The following is a 24,234-nucleotide window of genomic DNA, read 5'->3' on the forward strand; positions in this document are numbered from 1 at the left end:
TACGGAAATTATTTCCGCTCTTCATTACCCGTGGGCGCAGGATATCTCCTTTAACAGAAGCTCGGCCTGGGCGAGCACCATCTGCACAGCCTCCTGCTCTAGGTCCGGCGGATATCCGAATTTCTTAAGGATACGCTTCACAAGAATGCGCATCCTAGCGCGGGCACTTGCCTTGTGGTGCCAATCGACGGTGACCGAGCCCCGCATGTTCTCGACCAATTCATGGGCGATCACACGCAACTGTTCGCTGCCCATGACCTCAACAGCCGTCTCGTTTCCGGCCAAGGCGTCATAGAAGGCGATCTCCTCCGGAGAGAGGCCGAGCTCATCACCACGTGCGGCGGCCGCCTGCATCTCTTTGGCCAATGAGATCAGTTCCTGGATCATTTCGACCGTAGAAATTGCGTTGGCATGGTACCTAGCGACAGCGTCCTCCAGACGGCGTGAGAAGGTCTTGGACTGAACGACGTTGGTTTTGGACCGGCTCTTGATCTCCCCGTTCAGAAGCTTCTTCAGAGCTTCCAGCGCGAGGTTCTTCTTCTCCATTTTCTGCACGTCCATCAAGAACTGATCAGAGAGAACAGAGATGTCGGGCGACTGCAGGCCTGCGGCCTTCAAAATGTCCACGATCTCGGCATTGGCAACGGCCTGATTGAGGAGCTGTTCTACCGCCAGCGATTTCGTCTTATCAGACATCTTGCCGGTGGCCGTCGTTTTCACAAGAGCAGCACGAACGGCTTGGAAAAAGCCCACTTCATCGCGGATCTCGTTTGCCGCATCGCTGGCGGAAGCAAGGGCATAGGCCTTGCTTAGCTCCAGAACCGCATCCTTATAACGACGATGCGCCTGCTTCTTTGCCTCCGGATTTTTAACCTTTGCTGCTTCCGCTTGTTGCCACTTCAGGATCCAGTCGATGCCGTCTGCCAGCGCCTTCAGCCGTTCAACCGGCTTGCCCGTGACACCTAGGCTGTAGTCATGCCCGCTGAACATACCGCGGACGATCTCGTATTTCTCCAAGAGGACGGCGACGGCTTCCTCCTCATCAATACCCGTCTTGTCGCGGTCGGATTGAGAGTACTGCGCAAGCGCCTTTTTTAGATTGGTGGCGATGCCGATATAGTCCACGACCAGGCCGCCCGGCTTATCTTTGAAGACACGGTTGACGCGGGCGATCGCCTGCATAAGTCCATGACCACGCATAGGCTTGTCGATGTACATCGTGTGCATGCACGGCGCATCGAAGCCGGTCAGCCACATATCTCGAACAAGCACCAGCTTCAGCGGATCGTCCACCTTACGCGCCCGCTTGGCGAGGTCGTCACGGCGCTTCTTATTGCCGATATGCGGCTGCCAATCGAGAGGATCGGACGCCGAGCCGGTCATCACGATCTTGATTGCGCCCTTATCATCATCATTCGAATGCCAGTCGGGCCGGAGCGCTACAATCTCGTTATAGAGGTCGACGCAGATGCGGCGGCTCATGCAGACCGCCATGGCCTTGCCCGGCAGACCTGCGATACGTTTTTCCAGATGCTCGACCAGATCGGCGGCAATCTGAGCCAGACGCTTCTTGGAGCCGACCAGCCGCTCAACAGTCGCCCACTGCGCCTTCTGTTTCTCCTGCTCTGTCAGCGTCTCGTCTTCAAGCATGGCCTCGATCTCGGCGTCGATCTTCGGCTTTTCATCCTCGTTTAGTTCGATCCGGGCCAGACGGCTCTCGTAGTAGATCGGCACTGTCGCGCCGTCTTCCACCGCACGGCTGATGTCGTAGATGTCGATGTACTCGCCGAAAATGGCCGGTGTATTCACATCGGCTGCTTCGATCGGCGTTCCTGTGAAGCCCATGAAGGAAGCGTTCGGCAGCGCCTGACGGATATAATGGGCATAGCCGTAGCGGCGAGTACCAGTCTCTCGATTGAGCTTGGCGTCAAACCCATACTGGCTGCGGTGGGCTTCGTCGGCCATGACAATGACATTGTGGCGCTCGGTCAGTACTGGAAAGACCTCTTCGCCCTTGTCCGGCGTGAACTTCTGCACGGTGGTGAAAATTACACCACCGGACGCGCGGTTCAAAAGCCTGCGCAGATCGTCACGGCTGTCCGCCTGCTCGGGCGTCTGACGGATTAGATCCTTGCACAGGCTGAACGTGCCGAAAAGCTGATCGTCCAGATCATTGCGGTCGGTGAGCACGATCAGCGTCGGGTTTTCAAGCGCGCGGGACCGAACGATAAGTCCCCCCAGAAAGGCCATCAGCAAGCTTTTTCCGGAGCCCTGGGTATGCCAGATCACGCCGATCTTCCGGTCGCCCTCTGGCTTCACCGCCTCGATGGCGCTGGTGATGGCTTTACGGGCGCCGTGGAACTGGTGGTAACAGGCTATGATCTTGAACGGCCCTTCGCCCTTATCGCCGTACACCGTGAAGTCCCGGATCAACGCCAGGAAGTGCTCCTTCTCGAACACACCGCGCAGCAGCGTGTCCATTTCGTAGGGGCCATGAGGCGTGAAATCGCCATCCGCCCCGGTGACCGACCGCCAAGGCATGAAGCGCTCTTCGTCTGCCGTCAGCGAACCGATCCGCGCCAGCATTCCGTCAGACGCCACCATCACCGCATTGGTTCGAAATAGCGACGGGATCTGCTCCTTGTAGGTCTGAAGCTGGTTATAGGCTCCGTGGATCGTGGCGTTCTCGCTCGCGGCGTTCTTCAGTTCGATGATACCAAGCGGCAGCCCGTTGACAAAAACCATCACGTCCGGCCGTCGGGTGTACTTGCCCTCGGCTACCGTGAACTGATTGGTTACCCAGAAGTCGTTGCTCTCCGGCTTCTCGAAGTCGATCAGCCACAGCTTGTCGCCCTTCACCTCCCCGTCTCCGATGCCGAACTCCACATCGACGCCCTCGGTAATCATGTGATGGATGCGGCGGTTTTCTTCGATCAGTGACGGCGTCTCGCTGATGGAAAGCTGGCGAATGGCCTGGTCTCGGGCATCTGCGGGAATGTTCGGGTTCAATCGTTCCACGGCAGCGGCCAGCACATCCGAAAGCAGCACATCGCCATAGGCTAGACGGGTTGGAGCTGAGCCATCGGGGGAAATGACCTGCGAGGGCTGGTAGAGGTAGCCTAGCTCCTGGAAGGTCGCTAGAACGACTTCTTCGACAAGGCCTTCGGAAAAGCCTAAGGGTGATGACGAAGATTGCTGATAAATAATGTCTTCCATGGCTCCCCCCACCGCCTCAATCAGACGAAGCGCTCCTTGATATAGGTGATTGCCTGGTCGCCCGTCATTTCGCGCGAGGAATTGCCATTGCGGACGTAAAATCGATCCTGGGCAGCGCCGCCCTTGTCGGCCAGCTTGATGTAGACCGGTTTGTTGGCGGGCAGGATCTCAACCCGGCAGATCTCCTTCTCATCAACTTCGGGAAAGGCGAGCTTTACTTTTGTTGCCGCGAAAGCCTCTCCGAACGTATTGATGATTAAGGTCTTGAGATGGAGTTCGAACTTGTCGCGATTGCCGCCGTTGAGCGATTTATAGTCGTTGTCGAGACCCGCAATCTCACCATTGTCTGCAACGCCGATCAGAAGCGTGCCGCCGTGAGCATTCGCGAAGGCGGCAATCGTTTTCATGATCACGCCCTCCAGTTCCTTGTTCACGTTGCCGAGCTTGATGTCCCAGCGCAAGGTCTGCTTGAACTCAACCTCTTCGTTCTCCCCTTCGGCGATCATATCCTCAAGTGAGACTTTTTCGGCAACCGCATGGGTCTCGGCCAATCCTTCGAGCCAGGCATTCAGGCTGTCGGCAAGCATCTTACGGCGGGTCTTGAGGAAGAGCTCGTAATTTTCGATTTGCCAGAGTTCCTTATCGTCCGGAATGAGCTGCAGGCCGAGCGCGTTTGGCTGGTTCTGGACAACGCCGGACAGATAGGCCTCCGTTTCTTTGGCACCCTTGGATCGGTTCGCAGTCTGGGTGAGAATGGCGCGGTTGGTCAGTTCCTGTGCCAATTGATAGCGAAGCCTATTCTCCTGGCCATACCCGGCTGCCTTCAAGTTAGCGAAGGCGAAGATGTGGTCGTATTCCAGCTTGTATTTCTCGCCCATCGGCTGGTGAATGGAGACGCCTGTCGTGAGACATTTTGCGCCCCGGCTCTTCAGATGCCAACGCAGAAGTCCGAACAGTGGGTGCTGGACAGCACTGCCAACGAACTCGTCAGGAGAAATTGTGATATTGCCGCCGCGATCCTCGCGAATCACGTCCAGTAGTCGATCAAAGGGCGTTTCCGACGTCGCGACGATCTTGAGGTCATGATCCAGCTTCTGCGGAAGCTGGCTGACGTAGCGGCGGCGAACCTGGGAATAGTAGAACCACTTCACCACCTTTTGGATGTCGTTGTGGCTGAGATTGCAGTTCATCCGATGGCAATAGGCAACGATCGGGATGACGGCATAGATCGAATTGATCTCGTCCGTATGGTCGACGAAGGCGTGGCCGCGTAGCATGTTCGCCACATAGTCCAAGACCTTGCCGTCCAGCGTCTTCCAAACTTCGCGGATCGCATTGTTATTGTCAGGGGAGTGCAGCTTCCGCATCTCTGAACCGCCCTGGTGGAGGATGGCCAAGAGCGCGTAGACAATGAAATCGAGCTTGAAATTGAACCCATTCTTCTTCAGGGCGTCGAGCTTCTTCTTGAAGGCTTCGCGGGCCTGGGGCCAGTATCCGGAGATCTGCGCCAGCGCGAGTTCGGCATCCGTCAGCGCCACGCCGCCAGCGTTGACGATGTAGAAGATATCGATCGCTTCGCGTAACGAAGCCTTGATCGGGATGTTCTGCTCAGGGAAGTCTCGGTCGAGAATGCTTTGAACTGCAGAAAAGGTGTCATCGATCTTGTTTTCTTCATCCCGCGAAACCTGCCGTCCTGCCTTTTCGAGATCTCGGACGACATCGCGTGCCCGCTTTTCACGGCTGAAGATTTGCGTAATGTTCAACCAGCGCGGATCATTCTCCATGCGCTTCTGGTAGTACTCGATTTCCCGCGTTTCGACGTTAACGTGAAGCCCGCGCGTATCCTCGGTGATCTCCTCGAGCGTGTAGTAGGGCGGCAGTTCGCCGCGGATCAGCATGTAAAGCGTCGTCACGCGTTGCTGACCGTCGAGGAGGATTTTGATTGCCCCCTGAAGAGGATCATAAACATGTCCGCCTTTAAGCTCCGGCGGCTGATTGGTGTCCCAGGTCAGGACGGTGCCTGTCGGATAGCCTTTGATCATTGAATCGATCAAAAGCTTGGCGTCCCTTTTCTTCCAGACATATTCGCGTTGAAAGGCCGGGATGAAGAGCTGCCGTTCGTCGATCTTCTCCAAAATGCTGCTGATTTTCATAGTGATGCTCTGCTTGAGGTTCCAAGGTTTTCGGAAAGGGCTTTGATGGCGTCGATAATCGTACGGACGTCGGTCAGGGTCTTCGGCACAAATTTGGCCAGGTCGGCGTTGGCCAGTTGCGGCATCAGCTCCAAGGCACTGTGGCGACCATACTGACCAGAGACTTGCCGGAGCCGATCAGCGCGGTCGATCTCGCACTCAACGCCCGTTACATGGTCGGCGACGTTGGCGAGGCACCAGATGTTTGGTGGCGCCTTGGCGCTTTTCTCGTACATCACCTGAAACGGAAAACCTCCCGTGACGCCGATGACATAGCGATTGGCCTTGGTTGGCTGGTGCTTCGACGTGTGTTCCCGCCCCACCTGATCCAGCAGCTTTTCCACCTGCTTCTTGAACTGCGTGTCGTTGCTCACTGCGCCGCCTCCATAAAGTCTTCCGCTTCGGATAGGCGGAGTTCGCCGGACATCAGCTTGGGGAGGAGAAGGTCGCGGGTGGCTGCGAGAGTCAAAGATTGCTCTGCATTCGCGGTTACTTTTGACCTAAGGGGTGCCGCTATCGCGTCGAACGCATTCTGGATCTGCGATGAAGCAACTGAAATTCTCAAGGCAGCCAAGGATGATGGACTGAGTTCTGTCTGACCTGTAGAGCCGTGTCCCATAGTCTCAATGAGTGATTGCTGCCCTTCCAGGAATAGGGAAAACACTAACTTTGAAATCCGATCAGCATCAGCTCGGCAGATGGTGACATGACTGTCCGCAGTTGCTTCTTCTTTCAGGCCGCGCACAGTTGCCACACGGCCGAGCGTTCCTACACCAGTGGAGTTCACTAGGACGTCTTGCTCTTGAAGCGCTCTTTCCTTTGGAGGTCGCTTCACGGAATCATGCCGCCTGGCAACAGCGAAGTTAACCTGACCATTTCGTATACACTTTTGGTTGATCACGGGTATGCCGCCGTCACAGTAGGTGGGGTTCAAGCCTCGCTTCAGTAAAACCGCTAAGGTACCGAGCTCCTTTTCCGTCCATCCCTCCGGCAACCCATGATCCCCAAGCGCAGCCGGGAATAGAACGGCAAGGTCTTTCGCCCGCCCAGTGTCCTGCACGAGGCCGCCCATGATGGTGAGGGGATCGGTTGCGCCTTCCAGCTTGCGGCGGGTGGGCCCAAAGTCCACGAACCAGTCGCGAAAGATCGCTTGCGCCATAGCCTCCAGCGTCTCGTTCATCCGCCGGTTCAGTTCGATCTTGTCATCAAGGGAGCCGAGCAGCGTCACCACATTCTGCTGGTGGTCGATTGGCGGCACGGAAACCTTGAACTCGTGACAATCGGCCACCCTTATATGGCTTACGACAGAGCCCGAACCATTATGCGTGCCGAATTGATGCTGGAGATCCGGCGATCTGAATGCGTAATAAAGATACCTCGGCACGACTTTTTTGGGATCCGGCCTAAACTGCATCAGCCTTTGCCCCAAGAACACAGGACCCAGTTTCTGAACGTAACCTACCTCTCCGATAGGAGCCTCGCGAGTGAGGATCACGTCACCATCGAGGAGCTTCGCACGCCTTGTCCACCGTTCATAAGTGGGTTCATCAACATATCTGCAAGTTGATAAGTCGATGCGGCCTTCCTTCACATTGGTGGTACGGATCATGCGGAACGGTGTCTCCCGCTCAATCACCGGAGCGGTACGATTCACACAGTCAACAATGAGCGAACATAGGCTCTTTACGGCTACACGAGGCCAGTCAACCATCAACTTTAACCCACCCCAGAGCGTGTTCGATCTGTGCATCTAAAGTGCGGCCCTCTTCGAACTGCGACAGAAGCGTCTCACGCAACCCCTCGAACCTCTCGGTGAAGGACACTCCGTCATCTTCGGCATTCGCCGCACCCACATAGCGCCCCGGCGTCAGCACATGGCCGTGCACTCGTACCTCTTCCAGGCTGGCCGATGCACAAAAACCCGGCTCGTCCGCATAGTCCGCCCAGCCATTTTTCGCCCGCGTTTCAGGCTTCGAGCGCCAGCGGTGATAGGCACCTGCGACCTTCTCGACATCCTCTGCCGTGAACTCGCGGCGCACGCGGTCCACCATGAAGCCCAGCTTGCGGGCATCGATGAAGAGGATCTCGCCGCGCCGGTCACGGTGGCCATTGGCGCTCTTGTCGCGGGCGAGGATCCAGAGGCAGGCGGGAATCTGGGTGGAATAGAAGAGCTGGCCCGGCAGGGCCACCATGCAATCCACCTGATCCGCCTCGATCATCGCCTTGCGGATCTCGCCTTCGCCGGATTGTTGCGACGACATGGAGCCATTGGCCAGCACCACACCCGCCGTGCCGCGTGGGGCAAGGTGGTGGATGATGTGCTGTAGCCAGCCGAAGTTGGCATTGCCGTTTGGCGGCCGGCCGAACTTCCATCGGGCATCTTCCGCCAGCCGCTCGCCGCCCCAATCGGAAATGTTGAAGGGCGGGTTGGCGAGGATGAAATCGGCCTTCAGGTCCGGCAGTTCATCGCGGTGAAAACTGCCCTCGTTGTTCCAGCGGATATCGGCATCAATGCCCTGCACGGCGAGGTTCATCTTGGCCAGACGCCACGTGGTGTGGTTGATCTCCTGGCCATAGACAGCAATGTCATTGCGCCGCCCGCCATGCTCCTCGATGAACTTTTCCGACTGCACGAACATGCCGCCCGAACCGCAGCAGGGGTCGTAGACGCGGCCTTTATAGGGCTCCAGCATCTCGACCAGGGTTCGCACCACGGAGCGCGGCGTGAAGAACTCGCCACCGCGCTTGCCTTCGGAACTTGCAAAGCCGGAGAGAAAATATTCGTAGACCCGGCCCAGCAGATCCTTGGCCGTGTCCTTGCTGTCATGCAGACCGATGTTGGAAAAGAGGTCGATCAGCTCGCCCAGCATGGTCTTGTTCAGCGTCGGGCGGGCATAGTTCTTCGGCAGAACGCCCTTCAGGCCCTCGTTCGACGGGAAGCGCTCGATGGCCTCCATCGCCTCATCGATCAGCTTGCCGATCTCGGGCCGCTTGGCATTCGCCTGCAGATGCCCCCAGCGGGCCTCTTTCGGCACCCAGAAGACATTTTCCGCGAGGTATTCCTCAGGGTCTTCCGCATCCGCATATACGTCAGCCGCCAGTTTCGCATGCAGACCGTCAAAGGCATCGGAAATGTATTTCAGGAAAATGAGGCCAAGCGCGACATGCTTGTATTCGGACGGCTCCAGATTGCCCCGCAGCTTGTCTGCAGCCTTGAACAGCTCGGCTGTGAAGCCGAGGTCACCATTATTCTCTCTCGCCACTAGGGCAGTCTCCCCAAATCAGTTTCGGCAACATTAGGACGGCATTATAGGATGTGTAAAGGAGAACTCTCTCGCGTGGGTTGCGACCCGCGATTGAGTGGAAATTATTTCCGCGGCGACGCCTCGGCCGAATATTGATGCGTAAGGTGGAATAAGGCGGCGATATCACCATCCATAATAAGGAAGACTGGGAACTTGCCCTCAAAAGCTAGTCCGGGAGAATATACTCCGGCCAAAGCGTCGCTGTTGTCAATTTTGACTGCGGCACGACGACGCCCGCCGGAACCCGCGATTGCTTACTGAGTGTAATAACGGCCGCATCGCCTTCTTTACCGGACAGCGGCATCGGCACAGCGGCATCTGCGGAAACGATGATGGAGGCACCGCCTCTGGCAGGCTTCACACGAATGGAGTTTTCGGCCAGTTTTTCAAAGTGGAGATCGCTGCGGCCTTCGAGGACTTCATCGACATTTATAGAGTTTGAATCGGATGTCGTTTCCGCCGCCAACACCGCATCGTAGAGCATCTTCGTCTCGCCTTCCGAAACTTCACCCGGCCAGAGAATACGGTCGGCAAGAGAGCGCTTTCTTTTCATGAGGCTCTGTAACAGGCAGTCAAACGACCCTCGACCAAGGCCCGAATGAACAGCGAGCGGGATATGAATGGTGACAGGCTTAGTTTGACCGATGCGATGGGTTCGATCGTTGCATTGTTCTTCAACCGCAGGATTCCACCATCTGCTGAGATGGATTACGTGGTTTGCTGCCGTCAGCGTTAGGCCTGTTCCCGCTGCGCGCGGACCGAGGATAAGGACGTCGAAGCCGCGATCATCGACGAGGTGCCTCTGAAATCGATCAGTGATATCCTTGCGGCTGTCGATCGTGGTGTCGCCATTGATGATCATCACCCTTTCAAGATCGAATTCGATCCGCACCACTTCGGCGAACCAACTCTGGACATCCCGATTTTCGACGAAGACGAGAGCGCGCTCATTCTTCGATTTGATATGTCTGAGGATATCCATCGCAGCACTGACCCTGGCCGATGAAAGGTTGAATTCCTCTATCGTTTCGCCGTCGAGCAAGCCGGGGTGTAACGATACCCGTCGCATATGCTGCAGCAGTGCCAAAATGCCGCCTCCCTTGGCGCGAACCTCATCATAACGCAGCATCTGCGCGTTCGGCATCTCGCGCGGATGTAGGATCCGGACCTTCGTCGGGAGATGTGGTGCGGCATCTGTCTTCAGCCTGCGCAATGCCAGAGCAGGATAGCCCTTGTGGCCTCTGAAGAGTGCCGAATGGAGGGCCGCCATACTTGCTTCCGTCGGCGCGTCAAACACTCTGCGGAACTGCGCGAGCGCGCCGAGCGCGCCGGGGAACAACTGGTCGACAAGAGCCCAAAGATCCTTTGTCGAATTCTCGATAGGCGTTCCAGTCAGTCCGATTCGGAAATCGGCGCGAACCGCCTTGGAGGCCTTCGCTCTCATTGTGACTGGATTCTTCAGGAATTGTATCTCGTCGAAGACGACAAGAGAGCAATCCAGGTCCATTAGGCTAATCGCATAATTGGCAAGCGTCTGATATGTCGTGATGATCACTGGGCACCCGCCCTCGGCGTTGGCCAAGGCAGAAATATCAAGCCGCGCCTCACCGTCACGCACATCCTTCCCACCGCCCGGCTTCTTGTAGGCGCCGAGATAGTCTCCGTACAGGCGGACAGGTTTTCCCAGGCACCCCGGCTCAAGGTGCCGCTCGATTTCGGCTTCCCAGTTCAACAGCAGAGATGTCGGGGCTACAATCAGGAAGGGCTTTCTCGGAATGATGCCTTCCGTCATTTCCTCCCGCAGCCAGGTGATGAAGGAAAGAGTCTGCAGCGTTTTGCCGAGACCCTGTTCATCGGCGTTGAGAATGCCCGGCACACCCGCCTGCCAGGCATTCACCTGCCACTTTAGAGATTTTAACTGATGGTTTTGCAAGGCTGACTTCACCAATGCCGGCGTGACATCGTCGAAGTCACCCGTTCGTCTCTGTACAGATGCCTTGAAATCGACTTCCCAAAAATTGTCATGGGTGATCGGCAGATAGGCATCGAGCGATGTCCCTGCCTCTTCCGACTCCTGATGTCTGAGAAAATCGGCGAGACGCCTACTCAGCGCCTCGATGACGTCGTTTGTTGCAGGAATTTCGCCTACATCATGCTGGGTCGTTGAGAGACCTTTTTGAAGAGCATCGCGCAATCGCGCGATCACCTCAAACAGGTCTTCGTCTGGAATGGCGGCCAGTCGTTCACCAAGCTCAGTGTCGGTCCCCTCTTGCAACCAGCGGGTTCCTGATCCCTGAATGCCGTCTATCGCGGTGACCTGCCATTTTCCAACGCCCACAACGCGGGAAACCCACTCCTCCGTTTCGACCCAGGCGCGAGCGACCTCCTCCTCAATCTTTTCAGTGCGCGCCTCGGGGCTCATCAGGGTAGTCAATCGCCCTTCGCGCCTGAGGTCCATCTCGACGGCTTCAGCAACAATCCGCCCTGCGTCGGCGATGAAGGCACGACGGCCTTCTTCGTCCTTGCCAGCATGCGCCGTGATCGTATTGATTACTGGCACAGCGGAACGGTCGACGATCAGAAACTTACCGTTCGCCACTCGGAAGGCAGGCTGCGCACCGCGTTGGAGGGCTGCAGACTTGAATTTGTTAAGTTCATCCCCGTGAAGCAGGGCAGATGTCCTCGCGGTCGCTCCATCTGCCGACCAGTGATTATCTGCAAATGGCAGCGGAAAGAACTTCGTGTCATCTTCCGGATCGAACCCGATGCCGACGGACCCGCAGGTGACCACAGACACATCGCGCAGAAAACCTTCAAGCGATGTCCGATCATTTTCCCCCTCGCCGTCGAACAGCCGCCGGAACCGACCGAGCGCCAGCCAGTGGTCTGTCAGAGCTCCACTTTTGCCAAGCTTCTCTGCTTCGGCGATCGCCAGGTATATTGGCTCTGGGACCCGCATGACATTTGACGGCGGCCCTAGAAAGGCGCCCGTGAGAGGGAGAACAACGCGCCTTCCTGCGCGCTCCCACCACCATTCAATTCGGAAGTCGGGACTGCCGACCGTGCCGACAAGCCGAGCCCGAAAGGTGACGTCGTGGAGCAAAGGCGGCAGGCCCAAAGATTTGGCTGCCCGGACATCAAGTCGCGCGACCAAAGGATGGCGAATAACGACCATTTTGGAGTCGACCGAGTGGAGGGCATTGTTCGGGTCGAGTTGCCTCAGGCGCGACAATGCCAATGCCGTGTCCATTTCCTCCCGCAGTAGTTTCGAAAGATCAGGTTGAACCTGCCTTCTGAAATGCGAGAGCCAGCCTCCTTTCTCCGGTTGGATCGTGAGAAACGTTGCATCCTGGTCGAATCGGAAATCGAATTTCATCGGAGAACGCGCTCCTCGACCCACCTCTGCCAACCACCAGGTTTGTCATGAATACGAGTCATGGGATCGTTCTGGGGCAGCATAAGTTTTTCGGCATTATACTCACCTTGATACAGTGCAGGCGCCCGGCGGTCGGTATTCAAAAAGAGGTGGATCCGGTAATCGTGCGATCCCTCGACAACCGTGTAGCGACCAACCTTCATGATCAGCAGGCAGGTTTCCTTTTTGTTGCCGCTGGCGTTTTGTAGCGCGGCTGCCTGACCAAGCCTACCTCCGCGCTCGTTAAACAGACTTCCTGCGATGTCCATCGCGGGCTTGGAAAGAGCGATCCAAGCCTCGGTGACGAGTCCTCGATCATACAAGCCCTTCCAAAAATGGTGTCTTGGGGGCCACATGTGGTTGCCGGTGGCCTTGGTAATCACGTCCAGCAACGCATCGATACTCTGCCCCGCAAGCCATCTGAGCAGAATGTTGCGACGATCCGGGGCAACAAGAGGCCAGAATGCCTTGGCCTTCGCGCCGGTCTTGTCTTTGTACCGCGGATCGCCGAAAGCCTCGATAATCCTATCCGTCAGAAGCATTCGGAAATCTGGAGTAGGCATATCGGTGCGCCAAGGCTCCAAAAGCTTTTCCACGGCCCTTGCGGCGAGATCATCGGAAATGGGTTTGTTTCCTACCGGTCTTATCCAATTAAAGATCCGCTCAATATGCTGGGGCGTGACGACGACTGGCAAAAGCTCCAGCCAAGCGAGATAAGCTTCGGTCGAAAGCTGCCCGGCATGAGGCGCAGCAAAGCCCGCATCCAGCAGCCATTGAAATGGATCCGCCTGGCCGAGCATTTTCTCAGCAAGCCTCAAAGGCGCTTCGTCGGCGTCAAGAAGTTCGGGAACCGCACCGAATAGCCGCCCCCACCGGAAAGAAAGATAGGATGACCTTGACTGTAGAATGGACGAAAGCCAACGGGTCATCTCACCGTGTCGAGTCCAGCCCGAGAAGTAAGCCTCCGCAACCGCATCCAGGAGAATCGAGCTGCTTGTTGCCTCCAGCTCTCTCTTCAGGAAATTGTCGACGGCGGGCGAAACTTTGTCCCCGCTGAGAAAGGCTCGGACGGCAAGCGAAATGGTGCCGACGGTCACATGCTGCCAGTCCCATTTGAGGAGCGCGGCGTCGAGCCGTTGAATGGCCTCCTCTACAGACACTGGCGTGGCATTGACGACATCTGGGAATGCCCTCTTCACCTTTGCCGCTGCTTGAGTCAACTCTGTGGGAGCCTCAAGCTCTCGGCGCCGAACGATCCGAGATGACCGAATAGTCTCGATCAAGCTCATCGAGGCGTCTCAGTTAGGGCGTTCTTGATTACAGAAATATCCGCCTCTTTTGCTGGAACCGCCATGATAAACCTCAAATCGATTCGGCGATTGGCGTCTTGGCCGGTATGGGTTGCGTTGGACTGAATGGGCCGCCCCTTGCCAAAGCCCGCCACCGAAAGGACAGGCTGCGCGTTTCTGTTGTTAAAGTTGAGGAGATCGGGCCGCTGCGATGTCATCAGCGAATAGACCGACGAGGCGCGGTTTGCACTTAGACGCATGTTCAGTATGTCGGTGCCGCGATTGTCGGTATGGCCTTCGACTTGTAGGGAGTCGAGAACGGCATATCCCGGATTGCAGTCGGGACTAAATCTTTTGCGCACACCAAGCGAGAAGCACCCAAGGTTACGATCGAGAATTTCGGCAATCTTGCTGACGCGCAGCGATCCAGCCGCAGTTGGCACATCAGCATTTGTTTCGAACAGGCCATCGCCTGAAAATTGCAGCGACTCGAAGTTCGCGCTGATGCTGACATTGACGCCCTTGATCTCGTCATCGATCTGTTTCTTCAGGCTCGTCAGAAGAGCTTTGCGGGTTTCTGATACCTTATTGTTGTAGACTTCCATCTGGTTCGGAGCATCCGGCATCGCCAGCCGTCGCCGCAAATCCTCGATCTCGTCCTTCATGGCCTGAATCCCGTCAGAAACCTGAAGATCGGGCGCGCCGACGATCGTCTGGACCTGGCGTAGCTCCTTTTCCATGTCGTCTTTTTGCTTGAGGATTTGCTCATACTGAGAACGCGGCACGGTTTCAGGGTCCGTGAACTGACTCGCGAAAAACGCAAGCAGAATCATGATGACGAAAAGGAAGCTGATCGTCATATCGGCCATCGAGATGAAGACGGACTCCTCTTCCTCTTCCTGAGGACGCGTTCCGCCCGCGCTCCTCATTCCGATGGCCTCTCGCTTTCGGGACTGAAGGATTTGGCGTTTTCGATAACGGCCTGCAAAGTGCCCAAAGCGTCGGCATACTGCTGATGGACCGCGTTCGCGTGATTTTCGACCTCCGAAACCGATCTGCCAATCTCAGTTGAAAAGGCCTTGAATGCCTTTTCGAGTTGGCCGTCGTAGGATGCCGCACGAGCTTCGAAACTTTTTATCTGCTCACGAATGGCTTCAGCCGCCGCCACGACCACACCGCACTCGGAATTCAAAGCTTGCCGCGCTGACTGAACCATTTCGATGCTTGCATCAGCTATCTGCTTGGTCGTTGTCGCCGTTCCGTTGATGGCTTCCACCATCGGCTCAGCCGCCTCAGCTAGGCCGCTTCCCGCTCGAGAAAGGTTATCAGTCACGAACTCAAACCTGCGGGCAGCACCATCAAGGCCAACGGCCGTCCGCTCCGCCGCCATCGTAAATTGCTCCGCTGCTCCGCTTATCTTTGTGGCAAGACCATTCAGGGCTTCTGATGCGCTTTCCAGCCGATCACTCGCCTTATCCATCGCCGCCGCGAGGCCTGTGGAAAGGGAGCGAGAAATATCATCGACCATCGTCCCCACATGGGTGTTGCTGGCGGCCAGGGCATTCTCAAGCGGCTTAGAGATAGCAGCGATAAGTTCATGGTTGAGCTTTTGCATATGATCACGCTGATCGACAAGCGCCTCAAGCTGGCGCTCTGCTAGATCTTCGAGACTGACGAAATTCATGCGAATTTCGATCTCATGCGTCAGCTTTCGCATGGCGCTTTCTAGCCGATGACCACAGACGCGTAAGAAAGCGGTGAATATAATCGAGCACAAAAGCCCCGTCAGCGACATGATGAATTTTGCAGACGCAACCGAGAGCAACTGCGTAAGCGCTTCGCGGACCTGAGCCTGATCACCACCCTTCAGGCTTTCACCGGTCTGCTGGAGCGCGGCGATCAAACCAAGAAACGTCGCAGCCAGCCCAATCGATACGAGAAAGCCCGGCACGAACCTCCAGCCGGATACGCTGAAGCCCATGTCCTCAAGATTGAAGAACACCGATGGCCTGATCGAATTTCGCACACCGAGTGCGCTTCCCGGTCGCGGTTCAATAGTAGTGTCGCGAAACTCCTTCCATGTGTCGATCAGATGACGCGCCGCGCTTCCCTTCTGCTTCGTAAGACGATTTTGAATATCTTCGAAGTCTTGCTGCAAGCCACCTGCGCCACTCGTCTTTTTGACCAGATTGGTTGCAAACTTGAGCACCTTCGTGCGGCGGCTCACGATCGAAACAAATACGAGAACAAGCACAACAAGAAGCAAGAGAAGTAAAAGGCTGAACAAACCTGGCGCCGGCGGTTCCTTCAGGAGAGAGGCGAGATGAAGAACCAGATCCCGCGTCGCAATACCCGCTTGACGCAACGTCTCAAACATCCGTCCCCACATTCCCGCCAGACTATAACGAAACCCTAAACTATCTTATCGATAACGATTCTAGCGATGATTGCAACGTGATCGAGACCGCGGCTATGGCGAAATCATGTATTTCGTGGGTGCTCACAAGAATCTGTCCACCGCACTTCTCGTTGACAAATCCTGTCGCCCTCTTTCACGTTTGCAACCTTAGAATTCTGGCCGTGATTGCACTGGAAGCCGGAAACTATTTCCGCGCAACCGTGGTAGTTATGCCCCAAAGCAGCACACAAATGGTGGCCTCTTGGGTAAACAGCGATGGAGATATAAATTGTGGGACACACGCAGAAGGTCATCCGGCGTTTACGCCGAAAGTCGGGATGATACTACCTGTTTCGGGGTAAAGCCCGGAGCGTACATAGATCGCCAAATACAATAGCGCAGCCTTGCACGTTCATATCGATGCTTTGGTTGAAGACTGCAGTCCTCGAAAGCCACCAAAATCGGCGAAGGGACTTGGTCTGATTCCAATGTGTAGTTCTACAACTTTCCGGGCGTAAACGATTCGGGAGGCAAAGGGGGGCGAACCGGTTCGGTATAGTACCGTTTGTCAAACTCCCTAATAACCATATCCAACGTCGCCTCGAAAGCGCCGCGGTCGAACATAGTCGACTTAGGCTCGTGCATATAGCGCCAGTCTACAAACGCATCCTTATGCTGATAAAGCACATCTTCAATGCCGTAATCGACATAGAAGATGTTGGAATGATACGGTGCAACAGACTGTTTGAATTCCCGATCCAGTTTCTCCCGACTTTGTGACTTGAGCCGGCCATATAATTTGGCGAGGTCATGTGACTTGGAGTGTTTAGGATCGTCGAAATCGAAAACAAACCATGCTTTCAATGCCAACTCCATTGCGAGAGCAAGGAGCATCGGTTCGACCCCCAGCTCTTTCATCTGGAGGGCAACGTCTTGATCATTTGACGCCTCGCCAGGGAAGCTTCGAGTCTTGCGGAGTATCGCTTTTGCGGCATCGCATATTCGTATGGCTGTCGTTAAGCGATGACTCAACCCGTAATCTCCAGCTTCCTATAAGCATGGCGTGTGATTGAAAGGACTACAACACCCGCGATGCCTAAATTTACACAGATGGAAGGGGATGTTTGCGCCTTCATTTTGACCATCCGCCGATGCATCAACGCCTTTATAATCCGCTGTTCAATGAATACACCCGCGAATTTTGCAGTGAGGCTCGAGGTGCGGGGAAGTAGCATCTCTAACCATCGCTTCTTATGCAGCGCACGGATGTTCTCCCAAAAAGGCAACCGTATCACAGTTCAAAACTGAACTCCCGCGATGGACTGTCGCGCCAAAAGTTTAGATCCGCTGCGTTTCGGGAAAGATCGTCCAGCATGCCCCTTATGCGATGCCGATCGTCTCAATGGCGGCCGCAAGTCTCTTCCCCTCATGCTGCTAATTCTCCCGCTCCTACAGTCCAAAAGCCAACGCCAACATAGACCGATCTTGTGCTGCTGTCCGGGTTTGGCCCAAAGCGGACATCCCAACCAAATTGCTAGAATCTTTCATCAGGCTTTGAGCAGGTCATCCAGGAGATTACGAAGTTCGTCGGCCATTTGTCCAGTAAGTTCAGTTGGCACAATGAGCGAGAAGCTCGCACCTCCTGGCAATTTGCGCTTATGAGCAGCCGCTCTAATCGCACCTCGAAGGTCCTTCCCCAACACCGCGTACTGGCCGCCATGTATGCTAGCTTCATTCTCGACTTCCGCGTCACCAAATTGCGGCAAGTTTCCTTTTTTGTTGAATTTCAGCGCAGCATCATTTCGCTTGCGACGTCGCGTCGCCAGAGATGCGTCATTGGCCGAGGCTAATGCAACAGCTTCTGCTAGAAGTTGCTCCGCCTCTTCTTCAGGTGTCCCGAAGTGACTCCCTATAGCTATTGGGTTCGACCAATAGGCTTCCATATCCGAATACTTGGTAACCCAAAAAACGTGCCCAAGCTTTTCATAAGGTTCAGAAAGTACCGCTAGCTCCTCAGGCATTAGGAAATCACGATCCCTGTGTATCACGACCTTCATGCTACCCGCAGTGAGTTCAACAAAGTCTCTAATGACCTCAGGCTCCGGCAACTTACCTGATCCACGTAAAGGCCAAACTGCGACAGCCCGGTCCAAATGAGGCCACTGCGCAAGGAGAGACCGGATCATCCCGGAATCTTTGTCTTCAGTCAGCATCAGAATTTTTCTATCCAGTAAGCCCCAACCCATCATCTGACGGCCTTCGGTATTGCCGTTCGCCTGGACTTTGCCGTCCTTCATCCAAATTACGTTGGCGTCGCTAGGCAAAGCTCGAACAACTGACGGGCTATGAGTAGTCAAGACAATCTGAGTATCTGTATCCTTCGACGCTGCCACCAATACCGGCACGAGCCGCTCCTGCGTGGTAGGGTGGAGGTGCGCGTCCGGTTCATCCACTAGCAACATCGCAGGCCGGAAATAAATCAGATACGCGAATATCTGAATGACCTGCAGATAGCCGATTCCTGCGAGTTCAAGGGCTTTCCAGCGCTTCTCACCCGCTAGCATATCAGCAGTTTGGAATCGTGCCGTTATCGTAGAGTCACGTTCATCGGCAAAGGATACATCAAGGGAGATTTTTCCCATCACCTGCGCGACGTAGTCTTCAAGGAGATTGAGACCGTTCTTTCCTTGTATTTCTCGACCTTTGAGAAGGAGGAGAATGTTCCGCAGAACTGTGTTGGCATCACCTGCCGCAGCAAGTCGATGTACAATCGCTTGGCTGCGTTTCTCCTCGCTCAACGGGATACCTGCAAGTCCAGGGATGTACGCGCTGAACTCTCTGCTTTGGTCACGCAGCCTAGCCACAAAGCTGTTGTTGCTAGGAATGTGTACCAGCAAACCCTCGTTACGCGCCGATTTTATCCAAAGTTCCGCCGTTACTTCGCTCGTATCGTCCATCCTGGCAGAAACCAGCATATCAAGCTGTGGAGAACCAGTCTTGTTGCCGTACTCCGCCGAATTTCCTGCATTCCTGTAATCGGGCGACGGCATGTAGGTGGCGTTCTTTTCGGATAGCGTCACACCATCCTTGGGATTGGAACGGGCATAGACGACAGGATGTCTTCCTGATTGGAACATCCAGTGCATTGCCTGGAGGATCGAACTCTTACCAGAGCCATTCGCACCGACTATAACATTGAAGTCAGACAGCTCCAGATTAGCCGATGCGATAGCTTTAAAGTTGCTGATTCCTATCGAAGATATTCGCATCTGATTCCCTCGCCCAAGCGAATCAATAGAACAGGTCTCCGGCGTATTCAATTAGAAGAGGTGGGTCAGCAGTCCATGCGAATACGAGGTTCTGACGGGACGTTGACGTTTAAATGGGGCAATGACCGCTATTGGCGCGGAGCGGCCATCCGGGCACTGTAACTTTCTTCGCAAGAGCGGAAATTATCGCCGCTCTTGCGGTGACGGTCATGATGCCGACTTCTTCTGACTGAGGGCGACGGCCAGGATGATGATGCCGCCGCGGGCGATCAACTGCTGGCTGAATTCCAGACCCATCAGAATGAGGCCGTTGTTGATAAGCCCGATCATCAAGGCCCCGACGATGGTACCGACCACGGTGCCCTTCCCACCGAACAGGCTGGTGCCACCAAGCACCGCCGCTGCGATGACCGAGAGTTCGTCACCCTCGCCAAGCTGGAAGCGGCCTGATTGCAGACGCCCTGCATACAGCATGCCTGCCAGAGCCGCCGCACAGGACGACATTACCAGAACCTTGAATTTGATATTGCGGGTATCGATACCGGAATAGCGTGCAGCGGTTTCGCCGCCGCCGGTCGCGAGCACACGGCGACCAAATCCTGTGCGCCGCAGCACCATATGGCCGATGACGCCAAGCACGAGCATCCACACTAGCAGCACGGGAATCCGACCAAGATTGCCACCTCCGAACAGCCACGAATAGCCGGGCGAAAGGATCGGAACCGCAGCGGTCGCGGAAATCCACATGGCGACGCCCTTGGCGATGCCCATCATCGCCAGCGTCGTGAGAAAGGATGGAATACCGATGCGCGTGGTCAGCCAGCCGTTGAAGGACCCGACGGCAAGGCCTGTGGCAATCCCTGCCAGCACGCCTGCAAAAGGTCCGCCGACGGCTATCGCCATGGCGACGGTTACCGTCGTCAGGCCCGCCACCGCGCCGACCGAGAGATCGATCTCGCCCGCCGACAGCACGAAGGTGATGGCTATCGCCATGACGGCGATCATCGCCGTCTGGCGCACGATGTTGAGAAGATTGTTGGCTGTCAGGAAGCCTTTGCCGTTCAGCGTCACTGCGAACACGACGAAGATGGCGATGAAGCCGATATAGATGATGTTCTGGCGCCAGTTGGCGGCGAAAGCCTTAAGCATTGATCGTCTCCTGGGCTGCGAGCGCCCGCTGTATTTCGGTCTGGAGCTTTTGCTCCGCTGCCTGCAGGCGATGCGCCGGGTCGTCCACCGCCATTGCCGGATCGTCGAAAGCCTCGCGGGGAAGGTCCGAGTGAACGCGTCCATCCGCCATGACGAGAATGCGGTCGCAAGCGGTCAGCAGTTCCGAAAGCTCCGAGGAGATCATGATGATGGCCTTGCCGGAGGCGGCAAGATCCCGCACCAGACGAATGATCTCCGACTTTGAGCCGATGTCGATTCCGGCTGTCGGTTCGTCGAGAATGAGTATGTCGGGATCTGTGGCCAGCCACTTGCCGATCACCACCTTCTGCTGGTTGCCGCCGGATAGCGTGGCCACGGCGTGGTCGCGGCTCGCCGTTTTGATCGAAAGCCGCGCAATCTGCCTGTCCGTGAGGTCGACCACGGCCTTGCGGTCGACCACACCGGCACGCGACAGCCGTTCGATGACCGAGAGCACCATGTTCGATGCCACCGAATGCGCAGGAATGATGCCCTGGGTGGCCCGCGCCTCTGGAACCAGCGCCATGCCGTTGTCGATCGCATCAACGGGCTTACGGATCGAGACCTCCCTGCCCTTGATGCTGATCGTGCCGCTTTCAGCAGGATCGATACCGGCGAGCAGCCGCGCAAGCGAAGACCGTCCAGAACCCAGAAGCCCGGCCAGGCCGAGGACTTCGCCGGCGTGGAGCGCGAAGGACACATGCTCAGGCTTGTGTGCACCGCTGAGATTGCTGACCTCCAGCAGGACCTTTCCCCTAACGGAAGCGCCGCGCACGACGTCCGAAAGTCCTTTCGAGCGCTTGCCGACGATATGCTCGATCATGGTGTCGATCGGCAGCTCGGAAAGCGGCGCGGTGACGACGTGCCGGCCGTCACGCAGAATGGTGGCGCGGTCGGCGATGCGGGCGATCTCGTCCATGCGGTGGCTGACATAGATGATTGCGACACCCTCGGCCTTAAGCTTTTGAAGGAAGACAAAGAGGCGTTCGACGTCGGAGACCGCGAGCGCCGTCGAGGGCTCGTCCAAAACGAGAACCTTCGCATCCTGCGAAATCGCCTTGGCGATCTCGGTTAACTGCTTCTGGCCAGCACCGAGATCGCCGACCAGGGCGCGGGGATCGACCGAGACCTCAAGCCGCGCAAAAAGTTCAGCGGCGCGGCGCTCCGCGTCCGCATCGTCGATCAATCCGGTGCCGGTGCGGCTTTCACGCGTCAGGAACACGTTCTGCGCCACCGTCAGCGTCGGGATAAGGCTCATTTCCTGGTAGTTCATGGCAATGCGGGCGTCACGTGATTCTTCCGGCGTGTGAGCCGTCAATGCGCGTCTGGCGACGACGATCGTGCCCTGATCAGGCCGATGAACCCCGTTCAGTATCTTCAGGATCGTGGATTTGCCAGCGCCGTTGCCGCCCAACAGGGCATGAACCTCGCCGGGCAACACCTCGAGATCGACGCCTTCAAGGGCGCGGACGCCCCCGAAGGATTTCGAAATGCCTGTCATCCGAACGGCTGCGGCGCTGTCGTTCATCCCACCTTCTCCCATACACCCGACTCACCGGAGCGGATGAAAGCATCCGCGACAAGTTCGGTCAGCAGGCCGTCTTCAAAATGGGGGCTCGGCTGCTTGCCCTTCGCGATCGCCTGGAAGAAGTCGTAGCACTCGACGATCTTCGTTTCCGAATATCCGATGCCAAGGCCGGGGATCGGCCAGAGACCGCCACCATAGGGGTGCGCCGGACCGGTATACACGGTGCGGAAGCCGCGCGCATCAGCCGGGTCGTCCGCAAACATGACCTGCAACTCGTCACGGCGTTCGTAGTTGAAGTGGATCGAGCCCTTTGTACCGTGGATTTCGAGCGTGATGAAATTGTTGCGCCCATAGGCATTGCGGGTCGCCTCAAGGCTACCGATCGCACCATTGGCAAATTTCAGCATGGATACGACTTCGTCGTCCACATCCACGTCGCCACGTTCAGCGTCGGCCGCTTTTTCCGCCGCACCAAGTTTGTCGATACCGCCCTGTTGAAGCGGACGGGTCTTGTTGTAAGTCGTGGTCAGCGCGATGACCTCCGCAATCGGCCCTACCAGATAGTGCGCGAGATCGACCACATGGGTGCCGATATCGCCGACCGCGCCCGAGCCTGCGATCTTCTTCTGGAAGCGCCAGGAAAGCGGTGAATCCGGATCCGCCGACCAGTCCTGCAGATAGGTGCCACGGAAATTGAGGATGCGACCGATCCGACCCTCATCGATGTACTTCTTCGCCAGAGCAACGGCTGGGGTGCGACGGTAGTTGAAGGCCACCATGTTGATCACGCCGGCTTGTTTGACCGCTTCGGCCATGGCGCGGGCTTCTTCCACGGTGCGAGCCAACGGCTTCTCGCAGATGATATGCTTGCCGGCCTTTGCCGCCTCTATGGCGATCTCAGCGTGGACATTGTTCGGCGTGCAGATATCGACAACGTCAACATCCGGCCGGTTGACCGTGGCGCGCCAATCCGAGGAAGCTTCCTCGAAACCGAAGCGTTGGCGGGCTTCCTCGGCCATGCCGTCCGTCACATCCACTACCACCTTGCGGTGCGGGATCGCCGGAGCCGGCCAAAAGAACATCGGCATAGCGGCATAGGCCATGGCATGCGCCTTGCCCATGAAGCCGCCGCCAATCATGGCGACGTTCATCACTTTCGTCATCGAGGTATCTCCTAATTTGGTGCAGCCACACGCTGCTCAACATGCCGGCAGGATCAGCGATCGCCTTACCGGGGCTCTCCTGGCGCGGCGCGGTTTTTCCGCACCGCGCGCTATAAGCGATTTAGTTGCCGAGGCTGGACTTGACGTTGGCGGTCGCTTCGGTCGAATAGACCGTCTTCCACGCATCTAGGAGGCTGTCGCGGGTGACAGGCAGAGCCGGCAGGGCGACAAAGGCTGGGGCCGTCTTGCCCAGAAGGGCATAGCCGGCAAGTTTGGCTTCCACGACGCCCGCATCATAGGGACGTTGGGCGCCGAGGCCCTTGACGAAACCGTTCTGCGCCATCGAGATCGCCACGTTTTCGCCGAGGTCGATCGTGGTGATGATCAGGTCATCCCGTCCGGCATTTCGCGCTGCGGCGATGACGCCTTCGGCGGGCACGTCCCAGACCGCCCAGATGCCCTTGACGTTCGGGTTGGACGTCAGAATTGCGCCGGCGGCCTTTTCTGCGTCACCGGAGAAATCCGGGCCGCCGATGCCCTGCTCGGCTACGACTTTGATATCGGGATAGTCCGACGCGATGGTTTTCTTGAAGGCGTCATAGCGCTGCTTGGTAACGAAGAAATCCGCAGCGTGGAACACCAGGCCGATATCGCCCTTTCCACCGAGTGCCTTTGCCATCAGATGGGCGGAGGCAACGCCATTACCGTAATTGTCGGCGGAGACGACGGAGACATAATCCTTGCCAGCCTTGAAGCCGGCAGGCACATTATCCATGAACACAAGCTTTGTGCCAGCATCCGCTGCGGCCTTGTAGGCCGAGGCCGTCGAAGTCGGATCAGTTGGGATGGAAACGATGATATTCGGCTTCTGCGCCATGATGGTTTCGAGGTCGGCCACCTGCTTCTCGGGCTTGAAGCCGGCATCGGTCACCGCAATGACCTTTATGCCCATAGCCGCGAACTGCGTCTGCAAGCCGTTGATCTGGGCGCGAGACCAGTCGTTGCCGCCATAATGCATGACGATGGCAGCCGTGGCGCCCATCGCCTTGATCTTGGCGAGTTCCTCTGCAGTCAGCGAGACGCCGGAGGCAGGTGACGGGTCTTCACCCGACGGCCCCTTCGACAGGACCGACTCCTGCAGCTTGGCAAGCGCGGCATCGGGATCGGCAGCGAATGTAGGCGCAGCAACGGACAGCACTGCCGCGATGGCCGCGGAGCACAAAAGAATGCGTCTGGTAATCATGGTTTCCTCCCGTGGATGGGGCATAGCC

The 24,234-nt window shown here is 56.7% G+C and carries 15 protein-coding genes; all 15 read right to left on the reverse strand.

Annotated elements, in window-relative coordinates; all coding sequences use genetic code 11:
* Positions 1–24: 24 nt before the first annotated feature.
* The 15 genes from ACUTJJ_RS01565 to ACUTJJ_RS01635 all read right to left on the reverse strand — a co-directional run bounded on the left by ACUTJJ_RS01565 (position 25) and on the right by ACUTJJ_RS01635 (position 24,206).
* On the reverse strand, positions 25–3,216 hold the full coding sequence (locus tag ACUTJJ_RS01565; protein ID WP_445541066.1) for a type I restriction endonuclease subunit R: 3,192 nt from the start codon (positions 3,214–3,216) through the stop codon (positions 25–27).
* A gap of 20 nt (positions 3,217–3,236) precedes the next feature.
* Positions 3,237–5,369: a GmrSD restriction endonuclease domain-containing protein gene (locus ACUTJJ_RS01570; protein ID WP_445541067.1), complete on the reverse strand. Its 2,133-nt coding sequence runs from the start codon at positions 5,367–5,369 to the stop codon at positions 3,237–3,239.
* Positions 5,366–5,782 (reverse strand): hypothetical protein, encoded by a 417-nt coding sequence (locus ACUTJJ_RS01575; RefSeq protein ID WP_445541068.1) that lies wholly within the window; start codon positions 5,780–5,782, stop codon positions 5,366–5,368. Before ACUTJJ_RS01575 ends, ACUTJJ_RS01570 begins: the two co-directional genes overlap by 4 nt.
* On the reverse strand, positions 5,779–7,017 hold the full coding sequence (locus ACUTJJ_RS01580; protein ID WP_445541069.1) for a restriction endonuclease subunit S: 1,239 nt from the start codon (positions 7,015–7,017) through the stop codon (positions 5,779–5,781). The genes ACUTJJ_RS01575 and ACUTJJ_RS01580 overlap by 4 nt, the downstream gene beginning before the upstream one ends.
* Positions 7,018–7,111: 94 nt before the next feature.
* Positions 7,112–8,671, reverse strand: a complete 1,560-nt coding sequence (locus ACUTJJ_RS01585; RefSeq protein WP_445541070.1) for an N-6 DNA methylase — start codon at positions 8,669–8,671, stop codon at positions 7,112–7,114.
* A gap of 208 nt (positions 8,672–8,879) precedes the next feature.
* A complete protein-coding gene (locus tag ACUTJJ_RS01590; RefSeq protein ID WP_445541071.1) occupies positions 8,880–11,963 on the reverse strand; it encodes a DEAD/DEAH box helicase in 3,084 nt (1,027 codons plus the stop codon).
* A 122-nt stretch (positions 11,964–12,085) separates the two neighbouring features.
* Entirely contained in the window at positions 12,086–13,417 is a 1,332-nt protein-coding gene (locus tag ACUTJJ_RS01595) for an EH signature domain-containing protein (RefSeq protein WP_445541072.1), read from the reverse strand.
* On the reverse strand, positions 13,414–14,286 hold the full coding sequence (locus ACUTJJ_RS01600) for an OmpA family protein (protein WP_445541073.1): 873 nt from the start codon (positions 14,284–14,286) through the stop codon (positions 13,414–13,416). The genes ACUTJJ_RS01595 and ACUTJJ_RS01600 overlap by 4 nt, the downstream gene beginning before the upstream one ends.
* 56 nt (positions 14,287–14,342) lie before the next feature.
* Positions 14,343–15,794: a methyl-accepting chemotaxis protein gene (locus ACUTJJ_RS01605; protein ID WP_445541074.1), complete on the reverse strand. Its 1,452-nt coding sequence runs from the start codon at positions 15,792–15,794 to the stop codon at positions 14,343–14,345.
* Positions 15,795–16,313: 519 nt separating this feature from the next.
* On the reverse strand, positions 16,314–16,847 hold the full coding sequence (locus ACUTJJ_RS01610; RefSeq protein ID WP_445541075.1) for a hypothetical protein: 534 nt from the start codon (positions 16,845–16,847) through the stop codon (positions 16,314–16,316).
* A 515-nt stretch (positions 16,848–17,362) separates the two neighbouring features.
* Positions 17,363–19,084, reverse strand: coding sequence for an ATP-dependent nuclease (locus tag ACUTJJ_RS01615; RefSeq protein ID WP_445541076.1), 1,722 nt, complete (start codon positions 19,082–19,084; stop codon positions 17,363–17,365).
* Positions 19,085–19,291: 207 nt separating this feature from the next.
* The gene (locus ACUTJJ_RS01620) at positions 19,292–20,233 is read right to left on the reverse strand and encodes an ABC transporter permease (RefSeq protein WP_445541077.1); all 942 of its coding nucleotides are present in this window, start codon (positions 20,231–20,233) and stop codon (positions 19,292–19,294) included.
* On the reverse strand, positions 20,226–21,800 hold the full coding sequence (locus tag ACUTJJ_RS01625) for a sugar ABC transporter ATP-binding protein (RefSeq protein WP_445541078.1): 1,575 nt from the start codon (positions 21,798–21,800) through the stop codon (positions 20,226–20,228). The genes ACUTJJ_RS01620 and ACUTJJ_RS01625 overlap by 8 nt, the downstream gene beginning before the upstream one ends.
* Complete coding sequence (locus ACUTJJ_RS01630) at positions 21,797–22,963, reverse strand: Gfo/Idh/MocA family protein (RefSeq protein WP_445541079.1); 1,167 nt, start codon at positions 22,961–22,963, stop codon at positions 21,797–21,799. Before ACUTJJ_RS01630 ends, ACUTJJ_RS01625 begins: the two co-directional genes overlap by 4 nt.
* Before the next feature lie 121 nt (positions 22,964–23,084).
* Complete coding sequence (locus tag ACUTJJ_RS01635) at positions 23,085–24,206, reverse strand: substrate-binding domain-containing protein (RefSeq protein ID WP_445541080.1); 1,122 nt, start codon at positions 24,204–24,206, stop codon at positions 23,085–23,087.
* Between the last annotated feature and the right edge of the window lie 28 nt (positions 24,207–24,234).

The organism is Agrobacterium sp. DKPNP3, from assembly GCF_052686535.1.

What these genes read in the sequence shown, in the direction of transcription:
- ACUTJJ_RS01615 (WP_445541076.1), bottom strand. Translation starts at nt 19,084, where the DNA reads ATGCGAATATCTTCGATAGGAATCAGCAACTTTAAAGCTATCGCATCG.
- ACUTJJ_RS01600 (WP_445541073.1), bottom strand. Translation starts at nt 14,286, where the DNA reads ATGGCCGATATGACGATCAGCTTCCTTTTCGTCATCATGATTCTGCTT.
- ACUTJJ_RS01625 (WP_445541078.1), bottom strand. Translation starts at nt 21,800, where the DNA reads ATGAACGACAGCGCCGCAGCCGTTCGGATGACAGGCATTTCGAAATCC.
- ACUTJJ_RS01620 (WP_445541077.1), bottom strand. Translation starts at nt 20,233, where the DNA reads ATGCTTAAGGCTTTCGCCGCCAACTGGCGCCAGAACATCATCTATATC.
- ACUTJJ_RS01580 (WP_445541069.1), bottom strand. Translation starts at nt 7,017, where the DNA reads ATGATCCGTACCACCAATGTGAAGGAAGGCCGCATCGACTTATCAACT.
- ACUTJJ_RS01595 (WP_445541072.1), bottom strand. Translation starts at nt 13,417, where the DNA reads ATGAGCTTGATCGAGACTATTCGGTCATCTCGGATCGTTCGGCGCCGA.
- ACUTJJ_RS01565 (WP_445541066.1), bottom strand. Translation starts at nt 3,216, where the DNA reads ATGGAAGACATTATTTATCAGCAATCTTCGTCATCACCCTTAGGCTTT.
- ACUTJJ_RS01635 (WP_445541080.1), bottom strand. Translation starts at nt 24,206, where the DNA reads ATGATTACCAGACGCATTCTTTTGTGCTCCGCGGCCATCGCGGCAGTG.
- ACUTJJ_RS01605 (WP_445541074.1), bottom strand. Translation starts at nt 15,794, where the DNA reads ATGTTTGAGACGTTGCGTCAAGCGGGTATTGCGACGCGGGATCTGGTT.
- ACUTJJ_RS01570 (WP_445541067.1), bottom strand. Translation starts at nt 5,369, where the DNA reads ATGAAAATCAGCAGCATTTTGGAGAAGATCGACGAACGGCAGCTCTTC.
- ACUTJJ_RS01590 (WP_445541071.1), bottom strand. Translation starts at nt 11,963, where the DNA reads ATGGACACGGCATTGGCATTGTCGCGCCTGAGGCAACTCGACCCGAAC.
- ACUTJJ_RS01630 (WP_445541079.1), bottom strand. Translation starts at nt 22,963, where the DNA reads ATGACGAAAGTGATGAACGTCGCCATGATTGGCGGCGGCTTCATGGGC.